The 14,478-nt window shown below is 40.7% G+C and carries 12 protein-coding genes; all 12 read right to left on the bottom strand.

Features of this window, described 5'->3' with window-relative positions; all coding sequences use genetic code 11:
• Window positions 1-261: 261 nt before the first annotated feature.
• Entirely contained in the window at window positions 262-1,656 is a 1,395-nt protein-coding gene (gene dnaB / locus ICI50_RS00060; RefSeq protein ID WP_013854918.1) for a replicative DNA helicase, read from the bottom strand.
• Window positions 1,657-1,682: 26 nt separating this feature from the next.
• On the bottom strand, window positions 1,683-2,138 hold the full coding sequence (rplI, locus tag ICI50_RS00055) for a 50S ribosomal protein L9 (protein ID WP_013854919.1): 456 nt from the start codon (window positions 2,136-2,138) through the stop codon (window positions 1,683-1,685).
• A gap of 13 nt (window positions 2,139-2,151) precedes the next feature.
• Window positions 2,152-4,173, bottom strand: a complete 2,022-nt coding sequence (locus tag ICI50_RS00050; RefSeq protein ID WP_188891704.1) for a DHH family phosphoesterase — start codon at window positions 4,171-4,173, stop codon at window positions 2,152-2,154.
• 131 nt (window positions 4,174-4,304) lie between these two features.
• On the bottom strand, window positions 4,305-4,541 hold the full coding sequence (gene rpsR / locus ICI50_RS00045; protein WP_013854921.1) for a 30S ribosomal protein S18: 237 nt from the start codon (window positions 4,539-4,541) through the stop codon (window positions 4,305-4,307).
• A gap of 25 nt (window positions 4,542-4,566) precedes the next feature.
• A complete protein-coding gene (gene ssb / locus ICI50_RS00040) occupies window positions 4,567-5,094 on the bottom strand; it encodes a single-stranded DNA-binding protein (RefSeq protein WP_188891702.1) in 528 nt (175 codons plus the stop codon).
• A 55-nt stretch (window positions 5,095-5,149) separates the two neighbouring features.
• Complete coding sequence (gene rpsF, locus ICI50_RS00035; RefSeq protein WP_188891701.1) at window positions 5,150-5,446, bottom strand: 30S ribosomal protein S6; 297 nt, start codon at window positions 5,444-5,446, stop codon at window positions 5,150-5,152.
• A gap of 217 nt (window positions 5,447-5,663) precedes the next feature.
• On the bottom strand, window positions 5,664-8,144 hold the full coding sequence (gene gyrA, locus ICI50_RS00030) for a DNA gyrase subunit A (protein ID WP_188891699.1): 2,481 nt from the start codon (window positions 8,142-8,144) through the stop codon (window positions 5,664-5,666).
• Window positions 8,145-8,154: 10 nt separating this feature from the next.
• Complete coding sequence (gyrB, locus tag ICI50_RS00025) at window positions 8,155-10,119, bottom strand: DNA topoisomerase (ATP-hydrolyzing) subunit B (protein WP_095342224.1); 1,965 nt, start codon at window positions 10,117-10,119, stop codon at window positions 8,155-8,157.
• The gene (recF, locus tag ICI50_RS00020) at window positions 10,120-11,247 is read right to left on the bottom strand and encodes a DNA replication/repair protein RecF (protein WP_013854926.1); all 1,128 of its coding nucleotides are present in this window, start codon (window positions 11,245-11,247) and stop codon (window positions 10,120-10,122) included.
• Window positions 11,247-11,471 (bottom strand): S4 domain-containing protein YaaA, encoded by a 225-nt coding sequence (gene yaaA / locus ICI50_RS00015; protein ID WP_013854927.1) that lies wholly within the window; start codon window positions 11,469-11,471, stop codon window positions 11,247-11,249. Before yaaA ends, recF begins: the two co-directional genes overlap by 1 nt.
• A gap of 224 nt (window positions 11,472-11,695) precedes the next feature.
• Window positions 11,696-12,826, bottom strand: a complete 1,131-nt coding sequence (gene dnaN, locus ICI50_RS00010; protein WP_056940918.1) for a DNA polymerase III subunit beta — start codon at window positions 12,824-12,826, stop codon at window positions 11,696-11,698.
• A 169-nt stretch (window positions 12,827-12,995) separates the two neighbouring features.
• On the bottom strand, window positions 12,996-14,363 hold the full coding sequence (gene dnaA / locus ICI50_RS00005; RefSeq protein ID WP_095342227.1) for a chromosomal replication initiator protein DnaA: 1,368 nt from the start codon (window positions 14,361-14,363) through the stop codon (window positions 12,996-12,998).
• Between the last annotated feature and the right edge of the window lie 115 nt (window positions 14,364-14,478).

The raw sequence follows: 14,478 nt of genomic DNA, 5'->3' as shown, positions 1-14,478 counted from the left end.
ATAGGTTTTTTCTAACACTAGAAGGAATCTACGCAATTATCTTATTATTTTCCGTTTTGTTTTGCTTTCCACTATTTATTTTGGAATTAAAAATTCAATTTATTTTAATTTCAACTTTTTATCTAATTAACTGGATAATAATAAAATTTCACAAACACTCTTAGATTAAACTTTTAAAAAGATTTGCAGTAATTTTTTATTGCAAGTCTTTTTATTTTCATATCAAAAAAGGCGTTCATTTTACTGAACACCCCTAAATATTTAATTACCATTCGGATCATCATGCGCATAATCCAGATTTGAGAATCGGTTAAACGGCTTAGAGAACATCAATTTAACAGTGCCCCGACTACCTGAACGGTTCTTTTCGATAATGACTTCCACTTCGCCATTATCGTCTTCGGCACCTACTTCATCTTGACTGCCACTATTTTCACCGTCTTCTGGCTCATCACGATAATAGTCATCACGATATAAGAAGGAGACGATATCGGCATCCTGTTCAATTGATCCAGATTCACGAATATCGGACAATACAGGCCGTTTATCTTGTCTCTGCTCTACTGACCGTGATAACTGAGAAAGGGCAATAACGGGCACGTGAAGTTCCTTAGCCAGCTTCTTTAACTGACGCGAAATTGCGGAAACTTCTTGCTGCCGTGATTCGCTTCTTGGTCCTTCAATCAGCTGCAAGTAGTCGATTACGATCAAGCCTAAATTGCCCTTTTCCTTAGCCAACCGCCGCGATTTTGCCCGGATCTCACTCATCTTAATTCCTGGCGTATCATCAATAAAAATACTGGTATTAGCTAACGACCCAGCTGCAACAACCAACTTTTTCCACTCATCTTCATCTAGTTGACCAGTCCGCAAGTGCTGAGAATCAATTAGCCCTTCAGAGGCCAGCATTCTCTGCACCAACTGCTCGCCACTCATTTCTAGAGAAAACATGGCTACTGTATTTTCAGTATGCAGCCCTACATATTGCGCCACATTTAGCGCAAATGAAGTCTTACCTACACCAGGACGAGCCGCGATAATAATCAGTTCATCATCATGAAATCCGGTAGTCATCTTATCCAGTTCAGTAAAGCCCGTTGCTAACCCGGTAACTGCATTGCCATCATTAGGGATACTGTTGATCTCGCTTAATGTAGAATTAACGACATCCTTGATCGTCCTGAAGCCACCTGTATTATTTTCAGAAGAGACATTCATGATCTCGCTTTCGGCGTCATCAAGAATATCAGTCACATCATCTGAACCGTCTATTGCCGTGGAAATAATTTTTTGACTGGCAGAAATTAATCTCCTAAGCAAAGCCTTTCTGTGCACAATCTGTGCATAATATGTTACATGCGCCGCCGTTGGCGTGGCCATGGCTAATTCTGAAACATAGCCAATCCCACCAATATCATCTAACTGATTACGCTTTTTTAATTCATCCTGCAGAGTCAGCGGATCAATTGCATCCCCGCGATCAGACAATTCCAGCATTGCTTGAAAGACAATCTGATTAGCCCGCTCATAAAAATCTTCCGGCTGAACTACCGCACTAGCATCGGCAATTGCTTCTGGATCGATAAAAATCGCACCCAGAACAGCTTTTTCAGCATCAGAATCATGCGGAATTTGTTGAGAAACGATATTATCCATCAATCACAACCACTTTTTTAATTAAATTAATCTTGTTCAGTAACGTGAACACGAATAGTTGCTTCAACGCCCTTGAACAACTTAGCGTGAACGTTGGTGTAGCCTAATGTCTTAATTGGTTCAGGCAAGTTAAGCTTACGCTTATCAACCTTAATGCCGTATTGCTTCTCAAGGCCTTCAACAATCTTCTTGCTAGAGATTGAGCCAAATAAACGTGAGTCAGTACCAGCCTTTGACTTGAAGTTAACGATTGTCTCGTCTTTTTCGAGTTCTGCCTTGATCTTCTCGGCTTCAGCTTTTTCAGCTTCATAAGCGGCCTTTTCATTAGCTTCTACACGCTTCAAGGTGTTCATATTGACCTTAGTGGCTGCCTTAGCTAAACCACGCTTGATCAAGTAGTTTTGTGCATAACCATCTGGCACGTTCTTAACTTGTCCACGCTTGCCGCGACCTCTAACGTCTTGTGTAAAAATAACCTTCATATTTCTTTTCCTCCTAATCGTTTTCTTGTTCATATTCATCAATTGCCTGCAGCAATTTTGCTCTCGCTTCTTCAATAGTAACATCTTTGATCTGCGTTGCCGCATTAGAAAGATGTCCACCACCGCCAAGCTTTTCCATGATAATCTGGACGTTGATCTTGCCCATTGACCGCGCTGAGATACCAATTGTATCAGAGCTGCGCCGCGTAATGGCAAAACTGGCACCCACATTTTCCAAATCAAGCGCCGTATCAGCAGCCTGGGCGGTAATAATCGGATCAATGATCTTATCATCCGGTCCACATAAAACGGCCATATGAGGTTTGACCATCTTCAATGTAGCTACCAAATGCGTCTTTTCAAGGAAGCTGTCGATATCTTCTTTTAAGAGCAGGCTGACCACAGCTGAATCAGCTCCAATCGAGCGCAAGTAGCTAGCCGCATCGAATGTTCTGGTACCAGTTCTAAGTGAAAATTCCTTCGAGTCAACCACAATCCCAGCCAGCATCGCCGTGGCTTCTAGGTCAGTTAATACCCGCTTGCCATTAGCTGGCTGTTGATACTCAATCATTTCCGTAACTAATTCACAGGCTGAGGAAGCGTACGGCTCCACATACGTCAGCATTGGATTCTCCGGGAATTCTTCACCTCGTCTGTGGTGGTCAATTACGATAATCCGATTTTTCAACCGCTCGTACAATTTCTGCGAATAAGTAATGGAATATTTAGAGTGGTCCACCATGACCAGCATCGACTTATCCGATACTTCCGCTAACGCAACCTCAGGATCGATAAAAATATCCTTATCCTGATTTTTCTGCTGCATTCGGGTAACTAACCGGCCAACATCATAATTCGTCTTGTTAGTATCCAAGACAAAATTAGCTTTCACGCCATGCAGACGCGCCAATTTTACCATTCCGATTCCGCTACCAACTGAGTCCATATCGGGACGCTGATGCCCTACAACGAAGACGCGATCGGCATCCTTGAACAATTCGCTAACTGCTTGTGAAACCATTCTAGCTCTGACTCGAGTTCGTTTTTCCATCGGATTGGACTTACCGCCATAAAAGCGAGCATCCTTGCCCGGCTGACGCAAAACTACCTGGTCGCCGCCTCGACCTAAGGCCAAATCCAAGTTAGACTGCGCCTGGTTGGCAATCTCTGACAAGGAGTCGCTACCAAAGGCAATACCCATGGATAAGGTAAGCGGCGTGTTATTACGACTCGTTTCTTGACGAACTTTATCCAAGACGGAAAACTTATCTTTTTCCATCTCAGCTAGATCCTGCATATGCACTAAGATCAAAAAATGGTCTTCATCAATTCGCTTCAGATAAGCCTTAAATTTCTTAGCATAATTACTCAACGTGTTTTGCACATACGAACTCATGCTAGTCAATTCTTGGTCATGCATTGTTTCACTTAACTCATCGTAATTATCGATAAAGATCTGCCCAATAGCCAGACGCTCTGCCTTGTATTTATCCTCAATTTTGGCATAGCGCGTAATATCCAATAAATAAATGACGCCCAAGTCATCTTGAACTACCATCTCAAAGCGGTGGCCGTCCCAGTCAACAAGGTGATTTTCTAAAGTTTTAGCTGCCAGTACCTCATTAAGCAATTTGTTTAAATTAGGGTCAACTGCCTCAATAGTATGGCCAACCAGATCATCATCTTTTAAATAAAGCTGCAAGTAAGGGTTCACCCACTGAATTTGGTGATCTGAGTCATACAATAAGATCCCCAATGGCATCTTAATCATGGCTTCTTGCTCACTACGCTTTATCCTGTAAGACAGGTTAACTGCAAAGTTGGTTGTATTGCCTGCTAAGATATAGGTTCCATAAATTGCAAATGCTACAGTTAAAATGAAAATTAACACCATAGCTAAACCGAATAACGGATTCATGATCATCGCGATAATGCTGCCCAGCAAAGACAGCGCTAAGATTATCGCTACAGAAGCCGTTAATCTGGAATCCTTGATAAATTCAGGCAATACTAGCTTGTGTATAAAATCTTTCATGAAGATCCTTCCTATTACAAGGTGAAATACATCAGTTTCAATTATACCTTATAACGTGCTGGGATTGAAAAAGTAGATACGAAAAAAGGACAGAACTTAATGTCCTGTCCCTTGGTTAAATTCGATCTAAATTAGCCTTCAGCAACGAATGGCAATAAGCCCATGATACGAGCTCTCTTAATTGCATTAGCTACTTTACGTTGGTTCTTAGCACTAGTGCCAGTAACACGACGTGGTAAAATCTTACCTCTTTCTGAGATAAAACGTTTCAACAGATCGACATCTTTGTAGTCAACGTAGTCGATGTGGTTAGCTGCAATGTAGTCAACCTTACGACGACGACGGCCACCTCTTCTTTGTTGAGCCATGTTCTAGAATCCTTTCTTAATTAAATTAGAATGGAAGATCATCATCAGAAATATCAATCGTATCGCCAGAACCAGCAAATGGATCTTGCGCCTTATGTTGTTGATTGTTATTATTCTGTGGATTATTATTTTGCGATCCACCATTATTTTGGAAATTATTAGTGCTTGGTGCACCATTATTATTTCCAGTATTCGGTGTGTAACCACCATTTTGACCGCGGGCTTCACGATCCTTGCGTGATTCGAGCAATGAGAAGTTATCAACAATAACTTCGGTGACATATACTCGTTGCCCATCTTTATTATCATAACTTCTGGTCTGAATTCGGCCATCAATACCAACTAGTGAACCCTTGGAAGTAAAGTTGCAGAAGTTCTCTGCGGCCTTTCTCCAAATTACACAGCTAATAAAGTCTGCGCCTCTCTCGCCTTGGCTATTCGCAAATTGACGGTCAACAGCAAGAGTAAACGTAGCAACCGAGATTCCACTCCCAGTAGTACGCAATTCAGGATCACGTGTTAAACGGCCAACAAGTACAACTCTATTAATCATACTTATGTACCTTCCTTTCCTAAATCACATATCATTCAAGATAATAAATTAAAAATTACTTATCTAACTTAACGGCCATTGAACGTAAGATGGCGTTGTCAATCTTGGACAAACGGCCAAATTCGTTAACTGCGTCAGCGTTGTCAGCAGTGAAAGTCATAATGTGATAAGTACCTTCACGATACTTTTCGATTTCATATGCGAAACGACGCTTGCCCCAGTCTTTGGATTCTACCATAGTACCACCGTTATCAGCGATAACCTTGTCGTAGTTTTCTACGAGGGCCTTCTTGCTGTCTTCATCGACATCAGGCTTGATAATGTAAGTTACTTCGTACTTTGTAGTTGCCATGACTATTGCACCTCCTTTTGGACTATATGGTTCTTGCTAAAATCAAGAACAAGGAGTAATTGAAAATATTACTCGCACTTTCTAATTCTAGCATATAAATAAAAAATTACCAAACAGTTTTTCACGTGATCCAAGTGTTTTTTACCACTCACTATTTATTACGCAAAAAAGTTTGATAATTTTTTCAAAAGTTCAAATTTTTTGTAAATTTAATTATTTACTCATTGTTTTCGTTGTCATCATCGCCAGTTTGATCTTGTTCTTCTTCAGTTGGAACAATAGTTAAGCTAGCAACTTGACTGCCCTTGTTGACTTTGATCAAACGTACACCCATGGTGCTTCTACCAGTTTGAGAAACATCCTTGGTGTGGAAGCGAATCATAATTCCATCCGTGGTAATGACCATAATGTCCTTACCCTTTTCAATTACAATTACGCCAGCCAGTGGACCGTTCTTTTCGGTGATATTGGCGGTCTTAATGCCTTTACCGCCACGACCTTTGACTGAATATTCAGCGGCAGAAGTACGTTTGCCGTAACCCTTTTCTGAAATTACCAATACCTGGTCATCACTGCCTAACACGCCGGAACCAACAACATAGTCGTGTTCACGCAGGTTAATACCGCGAACACCGGCTGCAGTTCTACCCATAGCTCGGACATCATTTTCATTGAAAGTAACGGCATAGCCTAAATGAGTACCAATCAAGATATTCTGCTTACCGTCAGTAGTCAAAACATTGCTCAATTCATTCCCATCACGCAGGGTTAAAGCAATCAAACCACTATTTCTAATATTAGAAAATTCGCTGACGTGGGTGCGCTTGACCGTTCCCATCTTGGTAATGAAGAACAGATAATTGTCTTCTGCTCCTTCTGGAATATTGATTACAGTTTGAATCTTTTCACCCTTTTCCAGCTGGAGCAAGTTGACTACAGGCAATCCTTTAGCAGTTCTGCCATATTCAGGAATTTCATAGGCCTTCTTGGAATAAACCTTACCGGCATTGGTAAAGAACAAGAGCGTGTCATGCGTACTTGAATAAATCAAATGTTCAATAAAGTCGTCATCTTGTACGCCCATTCCTTTAATCCCTTTACCACCACGGTTTTGGGTCTTAAATTCTTGAATTGGCATTCTCTTGATGTAGCCATTATGCGTTACCGTTAGCAAAACGTTTTGCTTTTCGATTAAATCTTCATCCTCAATCGAAACGACCTCGCTAGCACCGATCTCGGTTCTACGTTTGTCGCCAAAACGCTTTTGAATATCAAGCAATTCATCATAGATGATTTGGTTGATTCTTTCTGGTTTAGCCAAAATATCCTTGTAATCTGCGATTTTAACTTGTAAGTCATGGTATTCTGCTTCAACCTTGTCACGTTCCAAACCTGTCAGACGAACAAGGCGCATGTCCAAAATAGCTTGAGACTGCTTATCATCAAGCCCGAAGCGACTAATTAAAGTTGCCTTGGCAATATCACTAGAATGACTGCTACGAATAATGTGGACAATTTCGTCAATATTGTCCAGCGCGATTCTTAAACCTTCCAGAATATGTGCTCTGGCTTCAGCCTTAGCCAATTCAAACTTGGTTCTGCGCGTTACTACGTCTTCTTGGTGATCCAAGTAGTATTGCAGCATTTGCTTCAAGGTTAAGAAGTGTGGCGCACCGTCAACGATGGCAACCATGTTCATGCCAAAATTGGCTTGCATTTGCGTTTGCTTGAACAAATTATTTAGCACCACGCTGGCACTGGCATCCCTACGAATGTCAATGGTGATCCGCATACCAGTCTGGTCAGATTCGTCCCGCACGCCGGTAATACCATCAATAATTTTCTCTCTGGCTAAATCCGCGATCTTTTTAACCAATTCAGCCTTGTTAACCATGTACGGAATTTCACTGACAATAATCCGTTCACGGCCGCTCTTTTCGGTTTCAATATTGGTTTTAGCGCGAACTACAATGTTGCCCTTTCCAGTTTCATAAGCACGGTAAATGCCACCGCGGCCCATAATAATACCACCGGTTGGGAAGTCTGGACCGGGGATAACTTTCATCAAATCCTTAGTTGTCGCATCCGGATTTTTCATCAACATGTGCAAACCGCTAATTACTTCAGTTAAGTTGTGCGGCGGAATATTGGTCGTCATCCCAACGGCAATACCATTTGCACCGTTAACCAACAGGTTAGGAATTCTAGCTGGCAAAACAACCGGTTCATTTTCGGTATCGTCGTAGTTTCTTTGCCAATCAATGGTGTTTTTGTTGATATCCCGCAACATTTCCACAGCGATTTTGCTCGTTCTTGCTTCGGTATAACGCATTGCGGCTGGTTCATCCCCATCGACAGAACCAAAGTTGCCGTGCCCATCTACTAGCATGTAACGGTATGAGAAATCTTGAGCCATATGGGCCATAGCTAAGTAAATTGAGGAGTCGCCGTGTGGGTGAAATTTACCCATAACTTCCCCCACGATTCTAGCACTCTTCTTGTATGGCTTGTCAGGCGTAACGCCTAATTCACTCATTCCATAAAGAATACGACGCTGCACTGGCTTTAAGCCGTCACGAACATCAGGCAAAGCACGCGCAACAATAACTGACATCGCGTAGTCCAAAAAGGAGCTACGCATCATACTGGTCAGATCGACGTTTCTAATTCTACGATCTTGAGTTTGATTATCGTCCATCTAAAACCTCCTATGCATCCAAGTTTTCAACATACTTAGCGTTCTTTTGGATAAAGTTGCGTCTTGGTGCAACCTCATTGCCCATTAGCAATTCAAATACAGCATCTGCATCCTTGGCATATTCTGGGCTGACCCGGTCGAGACGTCTATTTTCAGGATTCATGGTAGTTTCCCACAATTGCTCTGGATCCATTTCACCTAACCCCTTGTAACGCTGAACAACCGGTTTAGGACTTGGTTGCAAACTGCCCAAATAATCATGCAATTCTTCATCAGTATCAAGATATTTAACTACCTTGCCTTGACGAACTTGGTACAGAGGCGGACGAGCGATGTAAACATATCCTTTTTCAATCATCGGACGCATGTAATTGTAGAACAGCGTGAGGAGCAGCGTTCTAATGTGAGCACCATCGACATCGGCATCAGTCATGATAATTAACTTGTGGTAACGAGCCTTAGAAACATCAAAGTCTGCACCAAAGCCTGTGCCTAAAGCTGTGAATAACGATCTGATTTCTTGGTTAGCCAAAATTCGATCCATCGAAGCTTTTTCCACATTCAATATCTTGCCTCGAATTGGCAAAATAGCTTGCGTCAAACGAGAACGTCCTTGCTTAGCAGAACCACCGGCTGAATTACCCTCAACGATGAACAATTCTGAAATGCTTGGGTCGTTACTAGTATTATCAGCTAATTTACCTGGCAAATTAGCAATTTCCAAACCAGACTTTTTCCGCGTGACTTCACGTGCACGTTTAGCAGCGGTTCTAGCACGTTCAGCAAGTTGGCCCTTTTCCACAATCTTGCGCCCAACTGACGGATTTTCCATCAAGAAGCGACCGAAAGTTTCAGAGAAAGACTTATCAACAGCAGTTCTAGCATCGGAGTTGCCTAGCTTAGTCTTAGTCTGTCCTTCAAACTGTGGATTAGGGTGTTTAACTGAAACAACTGCAGTCATCCCTTCACGGATATCTTCCCCAGAAAGGTTGTCATCCTTGTCCTTCAAGATCTTAGCTTTGTGAGCATAATCATTCACTACACGAGTTAACGCAGTCTTAAAGCCAGCTTCGTGCATCCCACCTTCATAAGTGTGAATATTGTTGGCAAAAGTCATTAAAGTCGTCTTGTAGCCATTAGTATATTGCAAAGCCACTTCAACATCGATGCCGTTATAAGTGCTTTCTACATAGATTGGATCGTCAAATAATACTTCTTGGCCCTTGTTCAAAAAGGCAACATATTCTTTAATCCCGCCTTCGAACTTATACACATCAGTTTCCGCACTGTCTTTGCGCTTGTCAGTAAAGGTGAGTTTTAATCCCTTGTTCAAAAAGGCCAGTTCACGAATTCTCTTCTTCAGAATCTTGTCATCGAAAGTGGTAGTTTCGGTAAAAATGTCTGGGTCCGGATAGAAATGCACAATAGTCCCATGCTCATCAAGAGGAACTGTACCAATTTGTTTCATTTCATCCTTAACGCGGCCATGATCGAAATCGATAAAATACTTCTTGCCATCGCGCATTACGGTAACATCAAGCTTAGTGGACAAAGCGTTAACAACTGAAGCACCAACACCGTGCAAACCACCAGATACTTTGTATCCGCCACCGCCAAATTTACCGCCGGCATGTAGCACAGTAAAGACAGTCTCCAATGCAGGGCGTCCGGTTTTTGCTTGAATATCCACAGGAATTCCACGACCATCATCTTGCACAGTTACGCTGCCATCTTCATTAACAGTAACCTCAATTTTGGTGGCAAAACAAGCCAAGCGTTCATCGATACTGTTATCAATAATTTCCCACACCAAATGGTGCAAGCCTTGAGAACTAGTCGAACCGATATACATACCAGGACGCTTACGAACCGCCTCTAGGCCTCCTAAGACCTGAATTTGACTGGCATTATACTTGTCGGCCTCTTTTTCATATTTTTTGACCTTTTCAAGATTTTCTTTTGAATTATCAGCCATTTAATTCTCCTTCTCCAAACTAATTTTGCCTGATTGAATGTGATACACGCGCGGCTTCTTGATTATTTCCCAAGAAATTCCAGCCAAATCCGTGGTAGTAATAAAAGTCTGCGTTTTACCATGAATATAATTAAGCAGCGCACTCTGGCGACCATGATCAAGCTCACTCATCACGTCATCTAATAAGAGCAGCGGATATTCATCAGTTAACTGATGAACCAGTTGAATTTCAGCTAGCTTAATACTCAAGGCAATTGTTCGCTGCTGTCCTTGCGAGGCGTACAAATGAGCATTTTTATCATCAAGCTTGAACTCAATATCATCTCGATGAGGCCCCGAAGTTGTAGTTCCTTTGCGTATTTCAGATTGCTTGTTGCGCTGAAAACTAGCTAAAATCTTTTGATAGATTTCTTCAGTAGTATCACCAGCTTCAATGTCGCTTACTGACGGATGATAAGCAATGGTCAATCTTTCACTGCCTAGGCTAATATGCGCATAAGTATCACTAGCATAATGACTCAAATAAGTTAGAAATTTAAAACGGCGAGAAATAACCTCCGCCGCGATTCCAGCTAATTGATCTGAAAGGACATCCAAGAAAACCAGGTCTTTCGCCTGCTTCTTAGCAAGCTGCTTTAAATAATTATTCTTTTGCAACAAGACCTGACGATACTTACTGACAAAGTACAAATATTCCGCATTAATCTGGCCAAATTCTTGATCCATGAAACGGCGACGCAGCGCAGGCGCGCCTTTAATCAATTCCAGATCCTCAGGCGAAAATAAAATGGCATTCATTTGGCCCACATATCTGGAGAGTTTGGCCTGCTCCACTCGATTTATCCACACTTTTTTGCCCTTCTTGGTGATTAACACTCGCAAAGTCAGATCTACCTGACTCTTTTGCACATGCCCAAGTAAATTGGTGTATTCCCCACCAAAACCAATCAGCTCTCGATCACTGCTAGTTCTATTAGAACGAGTCAATGCCAAAAAATAAATTGCTTCTAGCAGATTAGTCTTGCCTTGAGCGTTTTTGCCAATGAAGATATTCACGTTAGGATCAAAATCAATGTCTAGCTTTTTCAGATTACGAAAGTTTTGTACCGTCAAATGATCAAGATACATTAGCTTTCCTGCCGAAACTCATATTTTTGACCGTTAATTTCCAAACGATCACCGACATGCAATTTTTTACCTCTGCGATCTTCAGGTGCTCCATTTAAAGAAACGGGGCTGTCTTGCAAATAAAATTTTGCCTGTCCACCAGATGAGATGATGCTCTCTTCTTTCAGGAATTGCCCTAAGGTAATGTAATCGCCCTTAATTATAAAATACTTGATACTGCTCACCTTCAATACTCTTTTTACTATTTAATTATATTAGTTTTTTAAGTAAATAACAAACTTAAAACGCTATTTAACGCCATTTAAGCTTTTTTTGGTCATCATGTCTTTTCACACTATTTAGCCTCAAAATAATAGAGAGACAATTTTATGGACTTAAGAGCTAAAGGCAAACAGAAAAGCCGCCCAAGAGAGCGACTTTTTAAATAACTAAAAATAATGCACGTGAATTAATAAGTTCTTACTGGTGTGATTAATTGAACAAAATCAACATCTTCCTTATCAGGATTGATAATGAGTGGACGTAGCGGCTTAGTAAAGTTCATAATTACGAAATCAGTTACTGAAGCTCTTAACGCATCACGCATATAATCTGGGTTGAAAGAAATTTCTAGATCATTTCCTTCCAGATTTCTGAAACTAACATCTTCTTCCACATTACCAATTTCGGCTGACTTACCTGATAATTTCGCGGTTTGGTTTTCCACATTCAACGTCAAGGTAACGACATTGCTACGACCCGCATGGGTTAACAAACTTGCACGCTCCAATGCGCTAGACAATTCAGGAATATCAAACTCAACGCTAGTAGTTTTTTCGGTTGGGATTAAACGATCAGTATCTGGGTAGTTCCCATCAAGTAAGCGTGAATAGAATGAGAGGTTGCCAATTACAAACAATGCCTGATTTTCCCCAGGGCAAATTTTAACTTCAGGGTCAGTTTCAGCGATAATTCTGGATAGTTCTTGCAGACTCTTGCCTGGAATAATCAAATCAGTCTCAGCTTGCGGTCCGTTTTCTAATGCAATACTTCTTTGTGACAGACGGTGTGAGTCGGTCGCTACAGCCTTAATATGATCTGGGTTAAAGAAGAAGCGAACACCGGTTAGAATCGCTCTAGTTTGATCATTGGATGTAGCAAATTGCGTTTCATTAATGATTTCACGGAACGTTTTACCTGAAATATTAAATGAGGCAGCATCTGAAATTTCGGGTAAACGTGGATAATTATTGGCATCCAGTCCATTAATGGTGAATTCACTGTTTTCAGAAATAATTTGCGTCTGAAAGCTTTCTTTAACTTCAAAAGAAAAGTCTTTACCAGGTAATTTTTTTACGATTTCACTAAAAAATCTAGCCGGTAAGACGATGGATCCAGTAGATTCTACATTCAAATCTTCATTTACTGGAATTTTAATTTCGATAGAAATATCAGTGTCGCTTCCAGTTAAGATTAACTCATCTTCACTTAGAGCTAATTTGATGCCACTAAGAATAGGAATGGTAGCTCTAGATGAGATGGCTCTCATTACATTGTTTAAGTTCTCGATAAATAGATTACGATTAATTGTGAACTTCATTTTTTCCTCCTAAGGTTGTGTGAGCTTTATTTATTTTAATTATATATTTAATTAGTAGTAGTAGGGCCTGTGATTTTTGTTGAAAACTCCTAAGAAGCTTAAAATAACGGAATTGTAACGGTTAAAAACTTGTGTAAAAACTTGTGGAGTTATCCACAGTGGAAAACTTTTAGTGCTCGAGAATTTGTTTCAAATCGAAGACTGCAGTTTTGATATCTGCATCAGTTTTCATTTGCTTATTGATTTTATCACAAGCATGCATTACAGTTGTATGATCTTTGCCCCCGAATTCTTGACCGATTTTAGGTAGACTGGCATCTGTTAGTTCTCTTGAAAGGAACATTGCAATTTGCCGCGGCACTACTATTTGCCGTACCCGTTTTTTACCTCGTAATTCAGCAGTTGAAGTTTGGAAGTAGTTAGCAACTACTTCCTGAATTTTGGATATTTGAAGTCCCCTATTTTTTTGTACTAGTTTTAAGTCGACTAAAGCTTCACGTGCCAAATTTACATCAATATCTGCTTTTTCGATCGTGGCATATGCCTGAACTTTAACTAGTGCACCTTCAAGTTCTCTAATATTAGTGTCTACTTGAGACGCAATATAGTCGAGCGTATCATCGTCAATTGTGAGACCTTCTGCTTCTGCTTTTCTGCGCAAAATAGCAATTCGGGTTTCTAGATCTGGCGGCGTAATTTCTACTTGCAGGCCCCAAGTGAAACGCGAAACTAAGCGCTCCGATAAATCGGGTATCTCAGTTGGCAAGCGGTCACTGGTCATCACGATTTGTTTTTGATCGTTATAGAGCGTTTCGAAAGTATGGAAGAATTCTTCTTGAATTCCCTCTTTTTTAGCAAAGAATTGAATATCATCAACTAAAAGCAGGTCACAAGTTCTGTATTTCTCGCGGAATTGGTCCTGCGTTTTGTTTTTGATTGAATTAATAAAGTCATTAACGAAAGTCTCACTCTGTATATAAACTACTTTTGCGTTAGGTCTTTCAACCAACATCTGATGTCCAATAGCTTGCATTAAGTGAGTTTTTCCTAAGCCTACTCCACCGAAAATAAATAAAGGATTATAAAAACTACCGGGACTATCTGCGACAGCCAATGCTGCACCGGCGGCTAATTTATTGCCTTCACCTTGAACGAAATTATTGAAAGTATATTTTTCATTTAATTTCAGGTCCTTGGTGAATGCTGCTTGTTCCTTTTTTTCACGTTGAATTCGAATATCATGCTGCGGTTGCGGAGTAACGAGCCGTTCAGGACTATCTCCATCTTCACTTATTTGAAATACAGGTAATAGTTCAATTCCAGCATAGCCATATGCGGATTGAATTAATTGAGAAGATAGATTTTTTTCCCAGTAACCTTTAGCAACAGGATTTTGTACTAAGATTTTTAATTCACGCGTATTTTTATCGTAAGAAATAGGTTTGGTGTTTTTGAACCATGCATTATAGGCTACTTCATTAAAACGAGCGCGCATTTCGTCGTTAAAATGCTGCCAAAATTTTTCGATGTCGAACAAATTGCATCCCCCCATTGATAAAAAGCATATTTATTTTAGCATGAGATGAAGAAGTTTTCCACAGGAGAAAAATAAATTAACAGTATCTACAGCCTGTGGATATTTACAAATGGAA

The organism is Lactobacillus kefiranofaciens (genome assembly GCF_014656585.1).
GTDB classification, from domain to species: Bacteria; Bacillota; Bacilli; order Lactobacillales; family Lactobacillaceae; genus Lactobacillus; species Lactobacillus kefiranofaciens.
This window is presented reverse-complemented; position numbering and strand designations above follow the sequence as displayed.

Excerpts from the sequence above, each read along its gene's own strand:
- dnaB (WP_013854918.1), bottom strand. The coding sequence starts at position 1,656 with ATGGATAATATCGTTTCTCAACAAATTCCGCATGATTCTGATGCTGAA.
- recF (WP_013854926.1), bottom strand. The coding sequence starts at position 11,247 with ATGTATCTTGATCATTTGACGGTACAAAACTTTCGTAATCTGAAAAAG.
- ssb (WP_188891702.1), bottom strand. The coding sequence starts at position 5,094 with ATGATTAATAGAGTTGTACTTGTTGGCCGTTTAACACGTGATCCTGAA.
- gyrA (WP_188891699.1), bottom strand. The coding sequence starts at position 8,144 with ATGGACGATAATCAAACTCAAGATCGTAGAATTAGAAACGTCGATCTG.
- gyrB (WP_095342224.1), bottom strand. The coding sequence starts at position 10,119 with ATGGCTGATAATTCAAAAGAAAATCTTGAAAAGGTCAAAAAATATGAA.
- rplI (WP_013854919.1), bottom strand. The coding sequence starts at position 2,138 with ATGAAGGTTATTTTTACACAAGACGTTAGAGGTCGCGGCAAGCGTGGA.
- ICI50_RS00050 (WP_188891704.1), bottom strand. The coding sequence starts at position 4,173 with ATGAAAGATTTTATACACAAGCTAGTATTGCCTGAATTTATCAAGGAT.
- dnaN (WP_056940918.1), bottom strand. The coding sequence starts at position 12,826 with ATGAAGTTCACAATTAATCGTAATCTATTTATCGAGAACTTAAACAAT.
- rpsR (WP_013854921.1), bottom strand. The coding sequence starts at position 4,541 with ATGGCTCAACAAAGAAGAGGTGGCCGTCGTCGTCGTAAGGTTGACTAC.
- rpsF (WP_188891701.1), bottom strand. The coding sequence starts at position 5,446 with ATGGCAACTACAAAGTACGAAGTAACTTACATTATCAAGCCTGATGTC.